Origin of the sequence: Leptospira barantonii, assembly GCF_002811925.1 — a bacterium.
Taxonomy (GTDB): Bacteria; Spirochaetota; Leptospiria; order Leptospirales; family Leptospiraceae; genus Leptospira; species Leptospira barantonii.
Genome location: NZ_NPDS01000012.1, coordinates 14,187 through 32,500, shown reverse-complemented (window position 1 = coordinate 32,500; position 18,314 = coordinate 14,187). Strand labels below are relative to the sequence as shown.

Annotated in this window: 18 protein-coding genes and 2 pseudogenes; 12 read left to right on the top strand and 8 right to left on the bottom strand. The window is 44.3% G+C overall.

The window, feature by feature from the left end; translation table 11 throughout:
• Window positions 1-22 precede the first annotated feature (22 nt).
• Window positions 23-838, top strand: coding sequence for an orotidine-5'-phosphate decarboxylase (pyrF, locus tag CH367_RS20405; RefSeq protein WP_100764347.1), 816 nt, complete (start codon window positions 23-25; stop codon window positions 836-838).
• Window positions 839-896: 58 nt separating this feature from the next.
• Here the strand turns inward: pyrF and CH367_RS20400 are convergent, their stop codons facing one another.
• A complete protein-coding gene (locus CH367_RS20400) occupies window positions 897-1,628 on the bottom strand; it encodes a hypothetical protein (RefSeq protein WP_100764346.1) in 732 nt (243 codons plus the stop codon).
• A 461-nt stretch (window positions 1,629-2,089) separates the two neighbouring features.
• On the opposite strand from CH367_RS20400, the gene CH367_RS20390 reads away from it, so the two are divergent.
• The 7 genes from CH367_RS20390 to CH367_RS20360 all read left to right on the top strand — a co-directional run bounded on the left by CH367_RS20390 (window position 2,090) and on the right by CH367_RS20360 (window position 8,466).
• Window positions 2,090-2,548: a YqaA family protein gene (locus CH367_RS20390; protein ID WP_100764344.1), complete on the top strand. Its 459-nt coding sequence runs from the start codon at window positions 2,090-2,092 to the stop codon at window positions 2,546-2,548.
• Between the two features lie 151 nt (window positions 2,549-2,699).
• Window positions 2,700-3,968, top strand: a complete 1,269-nt coding sequence (locus tag CH367_RS20385; RefSeq protein ID WP_100764367.1) for an NAD(P)/FAD-dependent oxidoreductase — start codon at window positions 2,700-2,702, stop codon at window positions 3,966-3,968.
• Window positions 3,965-4,741 (top strand): DUF1365 domain-containing protein, encoded by a 777-nt coding sequence (locus CH367_RS20380; RefSeq protein ID WP_100764368.1) that lies wholly within the window; start codon window positions 3,965-3,967, stop codon window positions 4,739-4,741. Before CH367_RS20385 ends, CH367_RS20380 begins: the two co-directional genes overlap by 4 nt.
• Entirely contained in the window at window positions 4,725-6,026 is a 1,302-nt protein-coding gene (locus CH367_RS20375) for an SAM-dependent methyltransferase (RefSeq protein WP_100764343.1), read from the top strand. Before CH367_RS20380 ends, CH367_RS20375 begins: the two co-directional genes overlap by 17 nt.
• A gap of 82 nt (window positions 6,027-6,108) precedes the next feature.
• A complete protein-coding gene (locus CH367_RS20370) occupies window positions 6,109-6,591 on the top strand; it encodes a DUF2062 domain-containing protein (protein WP_100764366.1) in 483 nt (160 codons plus the stop codon).
• A gap of 23 nt (window positions 6,592-6,614) precedes the next feature.
• Window positions 6,615-7,406, top strand: a complete 792-nt coding sequence (locus tag CH367_RS20365) for a DUF1295 domain-containing protein (protein ID WP_100764365.1) — start codon at window positions 6,615-6,617, stop codon at window positions 7,404-7,406.
• Between the two features lie 28 nt (window positions 7,407-7,434).
• Complete coding sequence (locus tag CH367_RS20360; protein WP_100764342.1) at window positions 7,435-8,466, top strand: SAM-dependent methyltransferase; 1,032 nt, start codon at window positions 7,435-7,437, stop codon at window positions 8,464-8,466.
• A gap of 72 nt (window positions 8,467-8,538) precedes the next feature.
• Here the strand turns inward: CH367_RS20360 and CH367_RS20355 are convergent, their stop codons facing one another.
• From CH367_RS20355 to CH367_RS20330, 6 genes and pseudogenes are all read right to left on the bottom strand, one after another.
• A complete protein-coding gene (locus CH367_RS20355; protein ID WP_100764341.1) occupies window positions 8,539-9,294 on the bottom strand; it encodes a hypothetical protein in 756 nt (251 codons plus the stop codon).
• Between the two features lie 9 nt (window positions 9,295-9,303).
• Window positions 9,304-9,510 (bottom strand): hypothetical protein, encoded by a 207-nt coding sequence (locus CH367_RS20350; protein ID WP_100764340.1) that lies wholly within the window; start codon window positions 9,508-9,510, stop codon window positions 9,304-9,306.
• A gap of 54 nt (window positions 9,511-9,564) precedes the next feature.
• Window positions 9,565-10,044: pseudogene (locus tag CH367_RS20345) on the bottom strand (hypothetical protein); the annotation flags it as partial.
• 106 nt (window positions 10,045-10,150) lie between these two features.
• Window positions 10,151-11,254, bottom strand: coding sequence for a KamA family radical SAM protein (locus CH367_RS20340; protein ID WP_100764364.1), 1,104 nt, complete (start codon window positions 11,252-11,254; stop codon window positions 10,151-10,153).
• A 330-nt stretch (window positions 11,255-11,584) separates the two neighbouring features.
• Window positions 11,585-11,908 (bottom strand): hypothetical protein, encoded by a 324-nt coding sequence (locus tag CH367_RS20335; protein ID WP_100764338.1) that lies wholly within the window; start codon window positions 11,906-11,908, stop codon window positions 11,585-11,587.
• Window positions 11,909-11,985: 77 nt separating this feature from the next.
• Window positions 11,986-12,897 (bottom strand): phosphate ABC transporter substrate-binding protein, encoded by a 912-nt coding sequence (locus tag CH367_RS20330; RefSeq protein ID WP_100764337.1) that lies wholly within the window; start codon window positions 12,895-12,897, stop codon window positions 11,986-11,988.
• A gap of 225 nt (window positions 12,898-13,122) precedes the next feature.
• Between CH367_RS20330 and efp the strand changes: the two genes are divergently transcribed.
• Genes efp through CH367_RS20310 form a run of 4 tightly spaced genes read left to right on the top strand, consistent with a single transcriptional unit; the run spans window position 13,123 to window position 15,701 of the window.
• A complete protein-coding gene (gene efp / locus CH367_RS20325) occupies window positions 13,123-13,689 on the top strand; it encodes an elongation factor P (protein WP_100764336.1) in 567 nt (188 codons plus the stop codon).
• Between the two features lie 19 nt (window positions 13,690-13,708).
• On the top strand, window positions 13,709-14,242 hold the full coding sequence (locus CH367_RS20320; RefSeq protein WP_100764335.1) for a 1,2-dihydroxy-3-keto-5-methylthiopentene dioxygenase: 534 nt from the start codon (window positions 13,709-13,711) through the stop codon (window positions 14,240-14,242).
• Between the two features lies 1 nt (window position 14,243).
• The gene (gene mtnB / locus CH367_RS20315) at window positions 14,244-14,990 is read left to right on the top strand and encodes a methylthioribulose 1-phosphate dehydratase (protein ID WP_100764334.1); all 747 of its coding nucleotides are present in this window, start codon (window positions 14,244-14,246) and stop codon (window positions 14,988-14,990) included.
• Window positions 14,991-15,002: 12 nt separating this feature from the next.
• Window positions 15,003-15,701 carry an SDR family oxidoreductase gene (locus CH367_RS20310; protein WP_100764333.1) on the top strand — a complete coding sequence of 233 codons (699 nt, stop codon included), beginning with the start codon at window positions 15,003-15,005 and terminating at the stop codon, window positions 15,699-15,701.
• A 3-nt stretch (window positions 15,702-15,704) separates the two neighbouring features.
• On the opposite strand, the pseudogene CH367_RS20305 reads toward CH367_RS20310, so the two are convergent.
• Window positions 15,705-18,234, bottom strand: a pseudogene (locus CH367_RS20305) (histidine kinase N-terminal 7TM domain-containing protein).
• Between the last annotated feature and the right edge of the window lie 80 nt (window positions 18,235-18,314).

Below are 18,314 nucleotides of genomic sequence, written 5' to 3'. Positions count from 1 at the left end.
TCTTTTATCCGGGGGTGGAACGATGAATTTTCAAAGTAAGTTCCTAACCCGGAGCCAATCTCTCAAATCCCTTCTTTGTGTCGGACTCGATCCAGACTACTGCAAACTTCCCGAAATTATTAAACGAAGTCCCGAACCTCTCGTTCAATTCTGTAGAGAGATCATCGACGCGACTGCTCCCTATGCGGTCGCATACAAACCGAACATAGCATTCTTCGAGGTTTTCGGTTCTTCCGGAATTCGACAGTTCGAAAAAGTGATCGGACATCTCAAAAGCAATTATCCTCAGATTCCGATCGTAGCGGACATCAAACGCGGGGATCTGGATAATACAGCGAGACAATACGCCCGTTATTATTTCGGAGATCTGCAAGTGGACAGCCTTACTCTTTCTCCGTATATGGGATTGGATTCTTTACGTCCTTTTCTGGAGTATCAGGATCATCTCGTATTCTGGCTTTGTCTTACTTCCAATCCGGACTCGGCTCAATTTCAAAAGAAACGATTTTCGGAAACGGGTAGAACTCTTTACGAAGAAGTCGCTTACGTTTCCAATTCGATTTCCCCGTTGAATCTCGGGTTCGTCGTGGGTGCGACCAATCCTTCCGAATTGGAAACTCTCAGAAGACAAAATCCGGATCGTATCTTTTTGATTCCTGGATTCGGCGCACAAGGCGCCAAGCTCGAGTATCTTTTTCCCGTTTGCGGACGTCATTCTCTCATCAACTCTTCGAGAGGAATTCATTTCGCGTCGAATGGGCTCGATTTTGCGATGCGCGCCGGTCAAGAAGCCGAGAAGATTCACAAGGCGATGCAAGCGAAGTTCGTCGGCTTATGATAATACGCGAGGATTTTCGCGTCGACCGAAACATTCAAAATTTATAATTTAAGAAACCTTAAAACGAAGATAGTCCCGCGGTGGAACTTTCCTCTTTTTTGACGTTATCGTCCCCGCCTCCGAAATGAAAACCGACTCCGATCATACCGGAATAGTCGTTGTAGTGGATTCTCACGTCCCGATTGTAAAATCGGTTGATCGAAGAGCCTTCCGCCTCCGTAAAAAGAAAGAATCGATCGAAGTTGAGTTTAAAACCCAGACGCGCAAATCCCCGATACGAGGCGAACTTGTCGAATCCGGTTGTTCCCGCTCCGATCGAAAGATACGGATCGAATGTTTTCCCCGGTCTCATGTGAAACGTGGGTCCGATGTCCAAGAAGGTAAGTTCGAATTCTTTTCTATCTCGTAGAGGATTGCCATATTGAGGACTTCCATAGAAGGCCGCTGTGGCAACGTCTCGGTTTGGTCCTGTATAACCGGCTTGAAAGATTTGAAACGGATAAGTGTGTTCGTAGCGGGGAGGGATATCCAAAGAAAAAACCTTATGTGTTAATCCGAATTCGAATCCGAAATAACGGGGATTGTATTCCGCGGAGATTCGATAGTTGTTATCCTTTCCCTTATTGGCGGGTTTTCCGCTTTCGTTTACGGCTCCCATCCCGCCTCCGATTTTCAAGGACCAAGGCGCGTATTGTTTATTTTCCGCTTGAGCGTCCTGCGCTGACACGGAAAAAAACGGACTGAGTGAACAAGCGAATCCTATTAAAAGAATGGAATATTCTTTTTTCATGAACTAATCTCCTTTGGGTTCGTTGCCTCTAGGACCTCTAGAAATTTGTAACCTTTCCCGTTTTTCAAAGAATGGGGAATGCAAATGATAAACTGCGAACTGAAATCGATTTCGAATCTACTCGAGGCATTCAATTCATGAACGTTATGTGAAACTGTTCGAGCGGGTTGAAAAAAGAGGACCTGTGCGAAAAAATCAGATTTTGTGGAGTAGTTTAAAAAATTGTCCGTATCGCTCCGGCAAACGGATACAAAGAGTTTTTGAAAACGTATGGATCGTGATTCGTATTTAAATGATCCTTGGAAACGATTGGTTCTTAACTTGGGTCGTATCGTTGCAGTTTCAAAACGAGTCAATCGGGTGATGTCGCAAAAAAACAAAGACGAGAATTGTTTTGCGGAAAAAGATGGAAACGAACTTGAAACTATTATGCGACTAAACAATGCACTGCGGAAATCTTGATGGAAAATAACGTTTGGGAATTTTTTTCCAAATTGATACCGATGTACGGAGGGTTGGGTCTCGCGATTCTATCTTTTGCCGCGGCTACGATTTTGCCTTTCAGTTCGGAGGCCGCCTTGGGTCTTGCGATTGTCTCGGGGATTCCTCCTTATGAGGCGGTGATTTGGGCTTCGATCGGAAACTGCGCGGCTTGCTCCTTCAATTACGCGCTCGGTTACGGTTCGCAAACGTTCGTTCACAACAAGTTGGATTCTTCCCCGATGTTTCAAAAACTCTATCGAAGAATGGAAACTTCGGGTTGGCCGATTCTTCTGTTGTCTTTTCTTCCCGTGATCGGGGATCCGATCACGATTCTCTCCGGATTTTTTAGACAAAGGCTTTGGTTATTCGTGGTCGTAGTGTTCACTCTACGGATCGTTCGTTACATTCTTCTCGCGTTTTTCTTCGTCAAAGCCTAGAAATTTATTTCCAATCGACTGCTTGTATCTCCGCAAGTTACAAGCGAATCGATTCTGATCTTGTATATAAATTTTTTTTACATCCGAACCGCTTCGCACTGTCTATAATACCGAAGAAAAGGGGCGGTATTCTTTCTTGAAAAAGAATCAAATGAAAAAAGAAACTCTTGCGATCATCGGAACCGGAATTTCCGGAATGGGTTGCGCGCATTTTTTACAAAAGGATTTCGATCTTACGATCTTTGAGAAGGGCTCTTATATCGGAGGTCACACCAACACGATCGACGTGAAGGAAGGAAACGAAACGATTCCGATCGACACGGGTTTTATCGTATTCAATCACGCGACGTATCCGAACCTGAAAAGATTGTTCGAAGAACTTCGGGTGCCTACTAAAAAATCGTCCATGTCCTTCAGCGTTCAACACGTTCCGGATCGTTTGGAGTTTTGCGGTTCTGGAATTCGAGGTCTATTTACTCAGAAATGGAACCTTTTCAATTTTAAGTTCCTGAGATTGTTGTACAATATCAACCGATTCAACAAAGAAGCACCTTCTATTTTAGAAAATTCTAAATATCTAAATTATACTTTGGACGAATACATACGGGAGGCGGGTTATCACAGGGATCTTTTGGATTACTATCTCGTCCCGATGAGCTCGGCGGTTTGGTCCACCTCGGACGACGGCATGTTGGAATTTCCGGCGTTTGCTTTGGTGCGTTTTTTTCTCAACCACGGATTTCTCGGTCTAAATACACAACATCAGTGGTATACCGTGGACGGCGGCTCTAAGGAATATGTAAAACGTCTCACCGCACCGATCCGGGATCGCTTCCATATTAAAAGCGAGGTGAAGTCCGTCGAAACGGCCGGAAAAAGAGTTCGAGTCGTTATAAAAAACGGAAAGTCTTTTCTTTTTGATAAGGTGATTCTCGCCACACACGCGGACACTTCCTTAAAACTTTTGAACAAACCGAGTTCTTTGCAGAAGGGACTTCTCAAAGAATTCAAGTATCAGAAAAATATTGCTACCTTACACACGGACGGTTCTTCCATGCCGAAGATGAAACTCGCTTGGTCTTCTTGGAATTATCGTATGGAACGGATCGGAAACGAAACAAAAGCGTCCACAGTCTATTGGATGAATTGTCTGCAAGGGGTTTCCGAAAAAAAGGATTATTACGTTTCTATCAACGATCCCGGAACGGTGGATCGTAAAAAGATCATTCGAGAAATTGAATACGATCATCCCTTGTTCACCGTCGGTTCTTTGAAGGCGCAATCGAGACTCCAAGAACTCAATCAAGAAGGGAATGTGTTCTTTTGCGGAAGTTATTTTAGAAACGGATTTCACGAGGACGGACTCTGGTCCGCAAAATTGTTAAGCGAAGCGCTTTTAAACAGGAAGGTTTGGAATTGAATTCCTGCCTTTACCGCGCGAATGTGATGCACGATCGGCGTTTCCCGAAAAGGAATCGTTTTCGATACGGAATCTTTACATTCGCTCTCGATTTGGACGAGTTGAAGGAACTCGGAGCGCGATCCCGCTGGTTCGCTTACAATCGGAAGGCGCTTTTTCGATTTGTAGACGAGGATCATCTCGACTTCGGTAAACTCGGAGTAAAGGAAAACATATTAGAATATTTGAAACAAAACGGAATGAACGAACCCGTAACGAAGGCGATTCTTGTTACGAATCTAAGAATACTCGGATACGTTTTCAATCCGGTTTCATTCTACTTTTTTTACGGAGAAGGGAATTCTCCTTTGTGTGCGGTCGCGGAAGTAGGGAACACGTTCGGAGAACAAAAGCCGTTCTTTCTCGGAAAGGAAACCTGGAAGGACGGAGCGTTTCGAATGAAAACCGGAAAATTCTTTTATGTTTCTCCCTTTGTCGGGTTAAAATCCGAGTTCGAATTCATCCTAAAACCTGCGGACGAATTTTTGAACATTCGGATCGACGCCTTGGAGGACGGCGAGGCGGTCATGACGACGACTTATACGGGACGAAGGGTGGAATGGAACGATTCGAATCTGATCCGTATGTTCTTTTTTTATCCGTTGGTGACGATTCAAGTGATCGTATTGATTCATTGGCAGGCCTTTAAACTATATCTGAAAGGTCTTCCGTATATTAGAAAAAACGAAAATATAGATTTGCAAAAAGGAGTTCACGTTGGAAAGAACCAATGATTCAGACTTAAAGTTTCAAGATCCCGAATCCGCGCTTGCGGTTTCATCGGAATCCAATTCCTACAAATTTTACAAAAATATTTTCTTCAAGGCTCTTTCTCCGATGAAGAAAGGATCGATTCGTTTGGTTCTTCCAAACGGGGAAAAAGCGTATCTCGGAGATCCCGAAAGCGACGTTACTCCCGAGTTTCACAAGGGGATCATTCATATACACAATCCGATCTTTTTTAAAAAGACGGTTCTCAACGGAGATCTCGGTTTTTCGGAATCTTATATGGACGGGGATTGGGATACGGATGATATTCGCGCTGTCATATCTTGGTTTATATATAATATCGAAGATTCTCCTTCGATTAGCGGAAGCAAAAATCGTTTTGCACATCTCAGTTTGATGAATTTGGGAAGCAGACTTCTGCATTTGTTTCGAAAGAATTCGATTCGAGGAAGCAAAAAGAACATCGTGGAACACTACGACCTTGGGAACGATTTTTACGAAAAATTTCTCGATCCCACCATGACTTATTCCTGTGCGTATTTCAAAAACACGGAAGAATCATTAGAAAAAGCGCAATTAGAAAAACTGGATATTCTTTGCAGAAAACTGAGGCTCAAACCGGACGATCATCTTTTGGAAATCGGAACGGGTTGGGCGGGATTGTCCACGTATGCCGTGAAAAATTTCGGATGTAAGGTGACGACTTATACGATTTCGAACGAACAGTTCCGTTATGCGAACGAAAAAATCCGAAAAGAAAGGTTATCGGACCGGATCGAAGTGCGTCTGGCGGATTATCGCAAAGTGGAGGGGACCTACGATAAACTCGTAACCGTCGAGATGCTCGAAGCGGTCGGTCACGAATACTTCGAAGATTTCTTTTCGATGTGCAATCGAGTATTGAAAAAGGACGGACTGATGGTACATCAGATCATCACAAGTCCCGATGCGAGATATCAATCCTTTCGTAAGGGAGTGGACTTTATTCAGAAACATATTTTTCCGGGTTCTCTTTTGCCTTCGATCGCGAGGATCAATCAAGCAATCAATCGTACCGGAGATTTTCATCTTTATTCTTTGGAAGATATGGGCGTAAAATACGATCATACTCTGATGAGTTGGTTGAAGGGATTCGATTCCAATATCGCGTTGATTCGGGATATGGGTTTCAACGAATCTTTTATTCGGAAATGGAGATATTACTTTTCGTATTGTGCGGCGGCGTTTTCCATGAAGAATATCAGCGTGGTGCAAGCGGTTTATACAAGACCGAACAACTTGACGCTTTAGTCTGAAATCATCCGAGAAGAAACCCACAGTGAAAGAAGAGATTCAATCCGAGAACCGTCATCCGACTTCGAAAGGAAGATCGATCTTCCATTTTCTAAAACATTTTTCTCCGAAGAATGCGATCGATATCGTCAAAAGGGAACTTCGGTCCGGTATAACTCCCGAGAAAATTTCCTTGAGCGTCGTCATAGGCGCGGGAGTCGGAGTGTTTCCTTTGATCGGAACTACGATGACCCTTTGCGGAATTTTAGGGGTGTTGCTTCGATTGAATCCGGTTTCGATCCAATTGGCGAACTACCTCGTGTATCCTTTGCAGATTCTTTTGATCTTTCCGTTTTTAAAAACGGGTTCTGCGGTAACGGGAGTTTCACTCGATCTAAGTTGGGCGGAGAATATATCGGTGGACAACGTTTCCGTAATTGCAAAAGGAATCTTCGACGTCGCGGGGTTTGCAGTTCTTGGTTGGCTCGTTTGGGTTCCCGGAATTTCAACGGTTCTTTACTTTATCCTTCTTCCGTTCGTACGGAAGGCCGGAACCTTGCTCGATTCCAAAAATAAAAAATAAATTCAAAAAGGAATCTTATGAATCTGATAATACAAACTTTAACTCTGATGTCTGCGGCTTGGGGATTCGTCTTCGTGTTGATGACCTTCCTCTGGTGGATCGGGAAAAAATCGAAGAACTACTCGATTGTGGACGTGGGTTGGGGGCTTTGTATCTCGACCGCGGCTATCGTTTACTATTGGTTAGGCGACGGTTTTTCGTTGAGAACGGCGCAGATCACAGCGATCGTCGCGTTTTGGGGTTGGAGACTTTCTTATTTTATTTTGGTCACTCGAGTATTCAAAGGACACGAGGACGCGCGTTATACCGCATTCAGAGCGGATTACGGCGATAAAGTGGATCGTAAATTTTTTACGAACATCTTTCAATTTCAAGGAATTCTCGCCGTACTTCTGAGTCTGCCGTTCGTATTTCCGAATTTGAACGACAACCCGAACACGAACGATTTCGAAATCGCCGCGCTGATTCTTTTCACGTTATCCGTAATCGGAGAATCTTGGGCAGATATACAATTGAACGAATTTAAAAAGAATCCGGACAATCGGGGAAAAGTTTGCGACACGGGGTTGTGGAAGTATTCCAGACATCCGAATTATTTTTTCGAATGGTTGATCTGGGTCGCGTTCGGAATATTTTCCCTGGGATCTCCATACGGTTGGATCGGTTTGTTGTCGCCGATCGTCATGTTCGTTCTTCTTACGAAAGTGACCGGAGTTCCCTTAAACGAGGTCGGACAACTGAAGTCGAAGGGGGATTTATACCGGGATTACATCCGGAGAACGAACGCATTCTTCCCTTGGTTTCCAAAAGCATAATATTCAAAAGTAAGAATGGAGGTTTTCCGTGAATTGGATCTATGATCTCATGGAAAAGGACGTTTTCCCCGATTGGTTGATTCGTTTGCGAATTCGAGGTCTATTGGCCGATCGATTGAAACAGGAAAACAAGGGTTCTCTCGAAGCCGATCAGAAACACAAAATCGCTTACGTAGATTCTCTGAAAAAATCCCCGATCGCGATTCATACAAAGGCCGCGAACGAACAACACTACGAGGTTCCCGCCGAATTCTTCAAACTCGTGATGGGCAAACACATGAAATACAGTTCCGGTTATTGGGAAACTCCGAACGTATCCTTCGACGAATCCGAACGAAAAATGTTGGAGATCACCTGTCAAAGGGCCAAAATTGAAAACGGAATGAACGTTTTGGATCTCGGATGCGGTTGGGGTTCTTTGTCCTTGTATCTTGCTGAGAATTTTCCGAAGTCGAAGATCACGGGAGTTTCCAACTCGAAAAGCCAGAAAAAATACATAGACGAACAAGCCAAAAAAAGGGGATTGAAAAATCTTACGATCCTCACCGCGGACATGAACGACTTTAAGATCTCAACGAAATTCGATCGACTCGTTTCCGTAGAGATGCTTGAACACATGAAGAACTACGAAAAACTTTTCGAGAGATTCTCATTCTTTTTAAAACCGAATGGACTTTTTTTCGTTCATATCTTCACACACAACCGGTTTCCGTATGCGTTCGAAGTGATCGACGACACGGACTGGATGTCCCGTTATTTTTTTACGGGCGGACAGATGCCTTCCCACGATTTGTTTTTATACTTTCAAAAGGATTTTCAGATCCAAGATCAATGGATCGTCAACGGAAATCACTACGCCCGTACTTCGGAGGCCTGGTTGAACGGAATGTATAAAAACAGCGAAGAGGTGATGAGAATCTTCTCCGATACATACGGGCCCGCTCAGGCCCTCAAGTGGTTCGTGTATTGGAAGGTGTTCTTTATGGCCTGCGCCGAACTTTGGAAATACAAGAACGGGGAAGAATGGATCGTTTCCCATTATCTTTTCTCAAAACGTTAGACGAAACTGATTCTCGGCTGATGATAAGAGAATCCGAAGTCTGCCTGAAACCGCGCCGTCAACTCGCGGATTTCAGTAATTCAGTTTGAGAATTTTGATTTCCTTCTCTTCGAAACGGATCGTATCCTTGAGAGTCTGGAATTTTTCCGCAGAGAAAGGATTCTGATGATTTCGGATCTCCGATTTTAACTTTAGAATTTCCTCATATAGATTGAGAATTTCCAAAGTATTTTCGGTCGCTTCTTTAGAGTATAGATCGCGAACCATGGAAATCAATCTCGAAGGAATATCCGCGTGAACGATTTCGATCCAGCTTAGGTCTTCGATTTCACGGAAGATCCAGTTTTGAAGATAAAGAGCCACGAGTCTTTCCATTCTCATGATTTCTTCCTTCGTACTGCGAGGGGAGATACTTTTGTAAAAACGATATCTTTTTCTAAGATGTTTGCCGGCCGCAACGGAGTCGATCGATTGGCCTTTGAGTTTGTTCCATTCTTGGCTGAGACCGGGAAAGGATTCTTTTCCGAAAAAAGGTTCTCCGAGTTCGCAGATATGAGTCGCGGAAGGTTCAAACACTCTGAGTCTTGCAAGGAAGGAATCCGTGTCCGCCGTCACGAGATGAACCGGAGCGATTTCTTCCAAAGGACTTAGGATCGCGTTGATCTCGCGTAGAAACGTACTTTTCAACTGATCGCTCGGATCGGCTAAAAGAAAAAAATTAAAATCGGACGAATCCCGAAAATCTCCCCTCTGTCTCGATCCGTAAAAAAGGACCTCGAACGGTTTTAGGGAAAATACGGTTTGCAGATTTTGTTTGATCGACTCCATCTTCCCTCTCTATTCAAAAAATAATTTCATTCGCGAAAGATTCTCGAGAATCGCTTCGTAAGCCTTATCTCTTTCTTCCGGGTTTCGAAACGGTAGTGATTTGATATGGTTGAGATCGTTGTAGATAATCTCGATCGCGTTGGAAGAGGAGTTCTTCTTGATCGTGGATATATAATCCAGGTTGATGATTTCAGAATCTCCCAGCTTCAACCACATACCAGATCCTTGCCAAGGATAGAATACGGACCTGTACGGAATTGGTCAAGAATACTAAAAAATTCTGAGTCCTTTACGGATATTTTCATGAAATTCTTTTCCGAGAAGGGCCGGGTTTTCGCCGGAATCGTTTTTGGCGTCGGTTTCAAAGACGAAAATGAAGGATTCTTTCTGCCATTCCCAACGGATATAACAGCGCCCGTTGTGATTTCCGGTTAAAACACTGGCCCTTGAGTCGTTGGGCATGGAAAAATATTGATATTGCCGATTCTTAAGCGAACTCAGTTCGTCCGCGGTCAGGATATGTTTGAAGTCGATCTGGTTGTCTTCCGTATAGGACGAGGCCTTGATTCTTTCGAATTTATTCGCGGAAGAATTGATCGTAAAGTCGTAGAACAGACCTCTCGCAAATAATTTCCCGGAATCGTGGAGGGTAACTCCCTCGGAAGTGTCATAGACCACGTCGTAGTTCAATCGAAGATATCTCGGGGTTTCGATCGAGGACGCGGCTCCCTTACTTTCGGCGGTTTTGCAGTTTGCGACGATCATCGGAACCGAGACGAACGAAAACAAAATTGAAATTCCGATCTTGGTAAGAATGGAGCGACGCAAAATACCGTTTTTCAAAAACGCATTTCGCTCAATAACTGATTTCATAAAGTTCGTCCTGATAGTTTCGGAAGATATAAGAATGATCGGTTTTTTCCTCGAGATATGAAGTGGGCAAGGGAACTTTTCCGCCGCCCCCGGTGAGATCGACCACGTAAAGAGGAACGGATAAGCCGGAAATTCTTCCCCGAATCTGTTTCATGATCTCGACGCCTTTTTCAATCTCGACGCGAAAACTTCCGCTTCCCCAAACCTCGTCGCATTGATGCAGATAATACGGTTTGATTCCGATCGCGGTAAGACCGTAAAAAAGTTCTTTCAGAGTTTCCGCGGAATCGTTGATTCCTTTCAGAAGAACTCCCTGGTTTAAAACGATCGTATTTCCTTCTTGGATCAGAAGTGCGATTCTTTCCCGAACCAGAGGGGTGATTTCTTTCGGATGATTGAAATGAGTGACCAGATAAATCGGAAAGTGTTTTTTCAAAACGGCGCATAACGAAGAATCGATCCGCATCGGAAGCGTTACCGGATAACGCGAGTGAATTCTTACTTGGTTGATATGAGGAATGGATTTGAGTTCGCCTAAAAGATAATCCAACTTGTCGTCCGAAAGATTGAGAGGATCTCCACCGGAAAGAATCACTTCCTTGATTTCTTTGTGTTCTCGAAAATACGCGAGCGCCTGATCCCATTCTTCCTTGCCCGGAGTATCAAAGGATTTGCTTACCTTTCGTTTGCGCGTGCAGAATCTGCAATAAACTGCACATACATGAGACAAATACCAAAGTGCGCGATCCGGATAACGATGAGTCACACCTTTGACGGGCATATGAGATTCTTCCGCGAGAGGATCCCGTCTTTCAAAACCGTTCCGAGTCAATTCTTCCCGATGAGGAACGATCTGAAGACGGATCGGACAATTCGGATCGTTTCGATCCGCAAGATTTAAGTAATAAGGCGTTGCGGAGAATTCAAAAAATTCGGAACAAGCGTCGAAGGAAAGTTTTTCCTTTTCGATCAGTTCGAGATGTTCGGACAATCGTTCCTGTGTTTTGATTCTGTTTTGAATCTGCCATTTCCAATTCAACCATTGTTCCGAAGATTCTAAATCGGTTAAAGAGGATCGGGCGGAAATAGGAGTGGAAGAAAATTGGGACAGTGGATCGACTCCGGAGCTTGGCTCTTCTGAAATCCTCCGACCGGCGTCGGTAGCGTCAACTAAGAAGTGGGATTCTTTCCTTCTAAAAAAAACCGGAAGTAGGACTTTCGAAACCTCTTCCGGCAATCGTTTTATATTGCATCTCCATCGGGAGATTCTCACTTTTTTAGGAGATTCAGGACAAGAATGAGAATGATTCCAAGCTGGAGATTCTGTGTTCGTCCAAGGATGAAGATTCTTTTTGCCCAAAGAACCGACGCCTCGAAACGGGGAGACTTACTCCCTCGTACAGAATTGAATGTGTCCTTAAACAGCCGTCGGAGGAGGTAGAGCGAGATAACGAAAGGAAAGTGAAACTCTACCGGAAATGATTTCGATTTTTGGTACGGAGCGAGAGGGTAAGAATTTACCGGAGAATGAATCGATTCTTAAAAAATCGACAAGGCCTTTGTCGTCGTCTCCGAATGAAATTCCTTTGTTGAAAGGATTGGAAACTTGACTGATGGTTCTGGATTGGGCTTTGACCCGAACGACGGGTTTGTAGGAATCGAGTTTGCTTTCGGCAAAACCGTCCGCGAGAAAACAACCCGCTACGAGTAACGCTACGATTCCAAGTATAGCACGGCCCATGGAATTATTAGATCCCGAGAATGGCGAAAATCAATCGTTTTCCGCGAAAAAATTCTCGGGACCTTGGCGTTTTTATCCTATTTTTTAACCTCAACTTCCAGGGTAGGAAGGGTTCCTCTTAAATAGCCGCTTTTGAGAATCGTCTTTTGTCCGTCTTCACTCGTAACATAGGTGATGAAATCGTCGATTTTTTGTCCGTGATCGGAAAGATAGAATAGATACAAACCTCGGGAGAGTTCGTATTTTCTATTGTAAACGTTTTCGATGCTCGGAATCACGAATGGTTCTTTTCCAGTAAGAGAATATTCCAGCGCGCGGACTCTTCCTTTGTTTTCAAAAAGGGCGCTTCCCATTCCCATAAAACCGATCGTATTCGGATTTTTGTCGATCGCCGCGGCCATCGAATCGTTATCTCCGACAACCTTTGCGGTTTTGGAATATTCTAAATTCTTTCTTGTTTCGTAATTCTTTGCGCCTAAGTCCTTTTGTTTGAGGACGTGAGTTTCGAAATACGCCGCGGTTCCCGACTTATCGTTTCGGATCACCACGTCGATCTTTCCGGGTTTTCCACCGGCCTTGGACCAATCGGTAATTTCTCCCGCGAAAATTTTGGAAGCGGTTTCCAAGCTGATCTTACGAACCGGGTTGGATGGATGAACGATGATTGCGATTCCGTCATAAGCGACGGCTAAGGATTCGAACTTTCCTTTGGAGTCGAATTCCTTGAGTTCCGTTTCGGTCAACGGTCTGCTGGCCGCCGCGATGTCCGTCTTGCCTTGAAATAATTTTTCGATTCCTTCTATGGAACCTCCGCCGTTGACTACGACTTTAATTCCGGAATGTGATCTCGAATATTCCAGGCCGATCATTTGAAGCATCACGTGCATCGTCTCCGAACCGGTGACGGTGATCGTTTCTTTGGGCTTACAATTTGCCGTAAGAGTAACCGCGGCGATCATCGCGGTAAGAATGATAAACTTGAATTTCATACGTTTGCTTTGCGTTCCTATGGAGTTGCCCGGGATGCTCCGCTCCGCATGAAAAAAGTCTATTACAATTCGAACTTGAATTATTACAAATTCATACACTGCAATAGGTTTGCGAGAATCGCCCGATTCTAAGGTTTTACGCAAGGGAATCGTCCGGTTCTTTTTCTTGACAGGGGGCCCGTTTCAAAAGAAATAGAAGGAGGCAAACTATTCTTAGGAAAATCCATGACTCTTGGTATCACAGAAGTAAAAAAAGGTATGGTTCTCAAAGTGGAAGGCGATCTTTACTCGGTCGTCAAAACTGAATTCGTAAACCCTGGAAAGGGTTCCGCATTTATCAGAACGAAACTGAAGAACCTCACCCGAAACAGTTCCATCGAACGCACTTTCAAAGCGGCGGAAAAATTAGAGAGCGTCGAGTTAGAAAAAAGAAATATGACCATCTGCTACACGGAAGGCGACGATATCATCTTCATGGATTCCAACGACTTCGAACAAATGCCGGTGTCTAAAGAATATGTGGAAGACATTCTTCCTTTCTTAAAGGAAGAAACTCCGATGGAAGTTACGTTCTATGAAGGCAAACCGATCGGAGTGATTCCTCCGAACTTTTCGGTGTTGCAAGTGACTTACGCTGAGGAAGGTCTTAAAGGCGACACTTCCGGTACGGCTCAAAAAAGAATCACCGTAGAAACCGGCGGAGAAATCAACGTTCCGATATTCGTAAAGCAGGGTGACGTAATCAAAATAGACCTGCGAGATCTCACTTACGTAGAAAGGGTCAACAAATAACAATCTGCGGAGTTTATCTATGGCAACGATAGTAAGACAAAACGGTCTGGCGCCGATCCAGGAAACGAACGAAGTAAAATCCTTTCTCAAAGAAAGAGGAATCGACTACGACCACTGGGCGGTTCCGTCTAACGCGACAAATCTTACCGACAAGGAAGTTTTAGTCGATACGGAAAAAGAAGAACTCTTAAAAAAACTGGACGATCGTTTTGAAACCCTCAAATCGAAAGAAGGTTACCAATCCAGAGACTTGATCGTATTACATCCTAACGTTTCCGGTTTGAACGATATGCTCGCTAAGTTCGACAGAGTTCATTATCATACCGACGAAGAAGTACGATACATCGTAGACGGTTCGGGTGTTTTCGGTTTCGCGCTGAAAGGGGAGAAGTTTCTGGTTCACGTCGTGAAGGACGATTTTATCTCCGTTCCGAGAAACACGAATCACTGGTTTTATCTGGACGATAAAAAAAGAATCAAAGCGGTTCGTTACTTCCAGGATATGAGCGGCTGGGTTCCGAACTACGTGGAAGAAACCAACTCTCTGGACTGATATGTCCGTCAAAAAACAATTGGAAAGGCTCTCGGAACTGGGAGCCGTCTATCACAAAAACGGATGGATGCCCGGAACGGCCGGGAATCTTTCCGTTCGAATTCCGGCAGAATCCGGATTCTGGGTCAGCGGAAGCGGCCTGGATAAGAATCTATTAAACAAGCGTAATTTTCTATATGTGGATTTGGAATCGGGCAAACCCGTGGATTCCAAAAATTCAAAATCTACGAAAGGTTTACGGCCGAGCGCCGAAACCTCGATTCACCGGGCCGTATATCGTGCGTTAGGCGGAGTCGGTTGTGGTCTTCACGTTCACACCTTGGAATCCAATCTGATCCGCGTGAACACATCCAAAAACGAGCCGGTGGCGCTTTTGGAACTTCCTTCGATCGAAATCCTGAAAGCCTACGGAATCTGGGAGGAAAACCCAAAGGTTTACGTTCCCGTAATATACAATTTTCCGAATGTACAGGACATATCCGATTGTCTGGAGAAATATTTGAAGGAATACAAACCTTCCGTGCCTTTTTGTATCATAGAAAAACACGGGATCACCGTCTGGGGAAAGGATACGGTTCAGGCGAACCGCAATCTGGAAGCCACGGATTTTATACTCAAATATATGATCTCTTGGAAGAATCTTTCCTATCCCGGAGAAACCAGAAACCTACCCACGGACCAAACGGAAATCGATCGTCAGGAAGTTTTTTCCACCGAGTTTCCGGTTTATCCCGCCACTTTTTCCTAAGGGTAGAATCCTTTGACTTCCGAAAAAGAAAATCAACGAATTCTCGTCGCCGGGGCCGGTTCGGGGATCGGAAAATCCGTATTAGAAAACTTGAATGTTCTTGGGAAATCCGCGATCGGGATATCGAGAACCGGAATTCCCTGGGAACTCGGTTCCGTGTTCGAGCCGGGGAAGAATTTTCAGTGTAATCTTTCCAGACAATCCGAGGTTCTCGAGTTCGTAAAAGCCTTGAAGCCGCAGACTTCCTCTCTTGCCGGCGTTTATTTTACGTTCGGGAGCGGGCTTTTTAAACCCGTGGAACAAATCGCATTAGAAGAATGGAATGCACATTTCGTTCTCAATCTGAATTCCCTTTTTCTGCTCACGAAGGAGATTCTTCCTCTTTTGAAAGCGGGCTCTTTTTTGTGTTATCTTTCTTCTACCGCGGGTTATCAGGGATTTCCAGATTCTACCGCGTATTGCGCGAGTCGTCACGCGATTGCCGGTTTTGCAAAGGCTCTTCGAGAGGAATTGAAATCGAAAGGAATTCGAGTCATCACCGTTTATCCCGGCGCCGTTTATACGGATATTTGGAAGGGAAGGGAAGGTTTCGAACAAGACGATATGATCCCCGTCGACGATTTCGGGAAATGGTTGGCCACACTTTCCACTCTTCCCGATGCGGTTTATCCGGACGAAATCCGTCTTTTGCCGCGTAAGGGAATATTATAATATTCAGTTTTTCTGATGTTTCAATGGAAGTTTCACCGTGAACACGGTTTTTCCAGGTTTGGAATCGTAGCTGATGATTCCGTTGTGTTTTTCGACGATTTTAAGACAGATGTCGAGACCGAGACCGCTTCCTTCTCCGGGAGGTTTGGTCGTAAAAAACGGATCGAAGATTTTTTCCCGAAGCGAATCCGGAATTCCCGGACCGGAATCCTCCACCTTCACCACCGCATAACCGTTTTCGCGATTTCCGCTGATGTTCAGCTTGCCCGAATAATTCATGGCCTGCACTGCGTTCATGATCAGGTTCGTCCAAAGATGCAAAAGATCGTCTCTGTAAATCGGAATCGCGGGAATCTCCTCGAACTCCACGGATAAATCCACTCCGTGACGGAAAAGATTCTGATACAACGCGAGGACGATCTCGACGTTCTCTTTTAAATTAGAATCTTCTAATACGCTATGGCTTTCAAAGTGTGCGAGACTTTTGAGTGAGTGCGTAAAGAATTTTGGAGGATCTTTCCACGGCGGTTTGTATCGTTTGAGAATTTCTTTCCGGGCCCAAAAGGTCGGTGATCAATTCCAAGATCGGAACCGCTTCCTTGTGTTTGATAAGATCTATGTATTCGTTTTCTCTACCGTAGAGGCCGCATTCCAAAGCGATTTCGCAGAGTTCGTTCGATGGGGAATCGATTCCCAGATTTTCCAGATTGGCGCGGATTTCCTTAACCCTTTTCCTTCTTTCCAAACCCAGAACCAAATCGGAATGATTTCCCGCGACCTCGATCAAATCCGAAATTTGATCCCGGATTTTTTGAGGAAGTTTTTTTAAAAGGCGGAAGTAGTCCTTGGATTTTTCGCGGAAGGATCTCGTATAATGTTGAATGTTTTGGTTCGAGGCTTGAATGGCGCCTAATGGATTGTTGATCTCGTGTGCGATCCCGGAAACGAGTTGCCCGAGATCCGCCAGCTTCGCGGTTTGAACGAGTTGAGCCTGAGTTTTGGTGAGAGTATCGATGATCGCCTCTAATTCCTTTTTTTGATCCTCTATGAGCTGATTCTTTTTTGTGATCTCTTCGTTTGCGGATTTCAGATTGGCGATCTCGTTCTCGGCGTTGTAAACGTCCGTAAGATCCGCGCCTGCGGTGATGATGTAGTTGGTTCTTCCGTTTTTATCCTTGATTTCCCGGTTTTCCCATTGAATCACTTTACGTTCTTTGAATTTACCGATCCATTGCTCCTGCGTTTTCGGAAGGAATTTTCCGCGGATCATCCGAAGATAAACCTTTTTGATGGATTCTTTTTTGTGAGGTTCCACGAAGATGTCCCAGAACGCGTGGCCTTTCACTTCGTCGGAACGGTATCCGAACGCGTTTTCACAGGCCTTGTTAAAACGGAGAATTCTTCCCTCCCGATCCAAGGCGACGAATAGAACTCGAGTGGAATCCAAAATCATATTCAAGAAGTTTTTTTCTTCGATGGCGCGTTCTTCGCCTAACTTGCGTTCCGTGATATTTCTCAACGTAAGAATCCAAAAATCGCTCTGTTCCGATATGGTCGCGAAATTTCTGAGCGTCACCTCGTAGTATCTGAGTTCTCCGTTTATGAAAAGTCTGAGATCGGGCACCGATTCGATCTCTTTGCGTTTGTATTTTTCGATCAGATAATCCAGGTCCGGATAGACTTCCTTGAGGGTTATCCCCACCGTATCGAGTTGTCCCAGAAAAAGCCGGATCGCGGCCTCGTTGTAATCCAGAATAATATTGCTTTTATCTAATATTAGAATTCCATCTTGAATAAGATTGAACACCTTGTCCCGCGCGACCGGGATGAGATCCATCATTCTAAAATAAAAAAGACCGTACGCCCAGATCAGGGAAGTTACACATCCTGTGATCGGAAAAACGTCGAGATGCGGATTGATGAACGGAAAAAGTCCCGCGACCGTCATCAATCCTCCCAAATAGGGGAATAGGATTCCCAAAAGCAAAAGAAACATTTGAGCCTTTTTGAATCCGGTTAAGGTAAGAAATTTCCAAATAAGAATTCCGATTATGATCGTTTGCGAAGAGAGATAGTAGAATACGAACAAGTTCATCCAAGGACCGTAGTCGTAGGTGAGGGCCTTCCAGGGAGTAGTTGTAAGAAATTGAATATTCGTGCGGATCAATTCGGGTTCGTAACCGGACCAGACGATCAGTTCGTTTGCGATCGGGAAAAGGACGAGTAAAATAGCGAGAGGAAGTCTATAAACGACGGTAAGCGAAGTGATTCTCGGGATAAAAAAGGAGATTCCGATCACGATGATATCGTTTCCGATAAACTGAAAGTTGTCCCAGAACAGAATCCATCTTTCGTTTGTGGAAAGAATTTCGAAAAAACTTCCGAATGAATATACGATAAAACCCGAGATGACAAAAAGGAATTCTTTGCTTCCTTGAACTCTGAGGTTTTTGTATGTTATATAAAAATTGATTACGAAAATGGAAAACGAAAATCCCGCATAAAATGCGAAAGGGGACCAGACAAGTTCCATGTTTTCTTGCAGAGGCGGTAGATTCATCGGCCTATTACTAAAGAAATTTAATACGAAGAAAAATTATTACGAACAGTTTG

Bases quoted from the DNA above. Each gene is read 5' to 3' on its own strand.
- pyrF (WP_100764347.1), top strand. From the start codon at position 23: ATGAATTTTCAAAGTAAGTTCCTAACCCGGAGCCAATCTCTCAAATCC.
- CH367_RS20400 (WP_100764346.1), bottom strand. From the start codon at position 1,628: ATGAAAAAAGAATATTCCATTCTTTTAATAGGATTCGCTTGTTCACTC.
- CH367_RS20390 (WP_100764344.1), top strand. From the start codon at position 2,090: ATGGAAAATAACGTTTGGGAATTTTTTTCCAAATTGATACCGATGTAC.
- CH367_RS20385 (WP_100764367.1), top strand. From the start codon at position 2,700: ATGAAAAAAGAAACTCTTGCGATCATCGGAACCGGAATTTCCGGAATG.
- CH367_RS20355 (WP_100764341.1), bottom strand. From the start codon at position 9,294: ATGGAGTCGATCAAACAAAATCTGCAAACCGTATTTTCCCTAAAACCG.
- CH367_RS20350 (WP_100764340.1), bottom strand. From the start codon at position 9,510: ATGTGGTTGAAGCTGGGAGATTCTGAAATCATCAACCTGGATTATATA.
- CH367_RS20335 (WP_100764338.1), bottom strand. From the start codon at position 11,908: ATGGGCCGTGCTATACTTGGAATCGTAGCGTTACTCGTAGCGGGTTGT.
- CH367_RS20330 (WP_100764337.1), bottom strand. From the start codon at position 12,897: ATGAAATTCAAGTTTATCATTCTTACCGCGATGATCGCCGCGGTTACT.
- efp (WP_100764336.1), top strand. From the start codon at position 13,123: ATGACTCTTGGTATCACAGAAGTAAAAAAAGGTATGGTTCTCAAAGTG.
- CH367_RS20320 (WP_100764335.1), top strand. From the start codon at position 13,709: ATGGCAACGATAGTAAGACAAAACGGTCTGGCGCCGATCCAGGAAACG.
- mtnB (WP_100764334.1), top strand. From the start codon at position 14,244: ATGTCCGTCAAAAAACAATTGGAAAGGCTCTCGGAACTGGGAGCCGTC.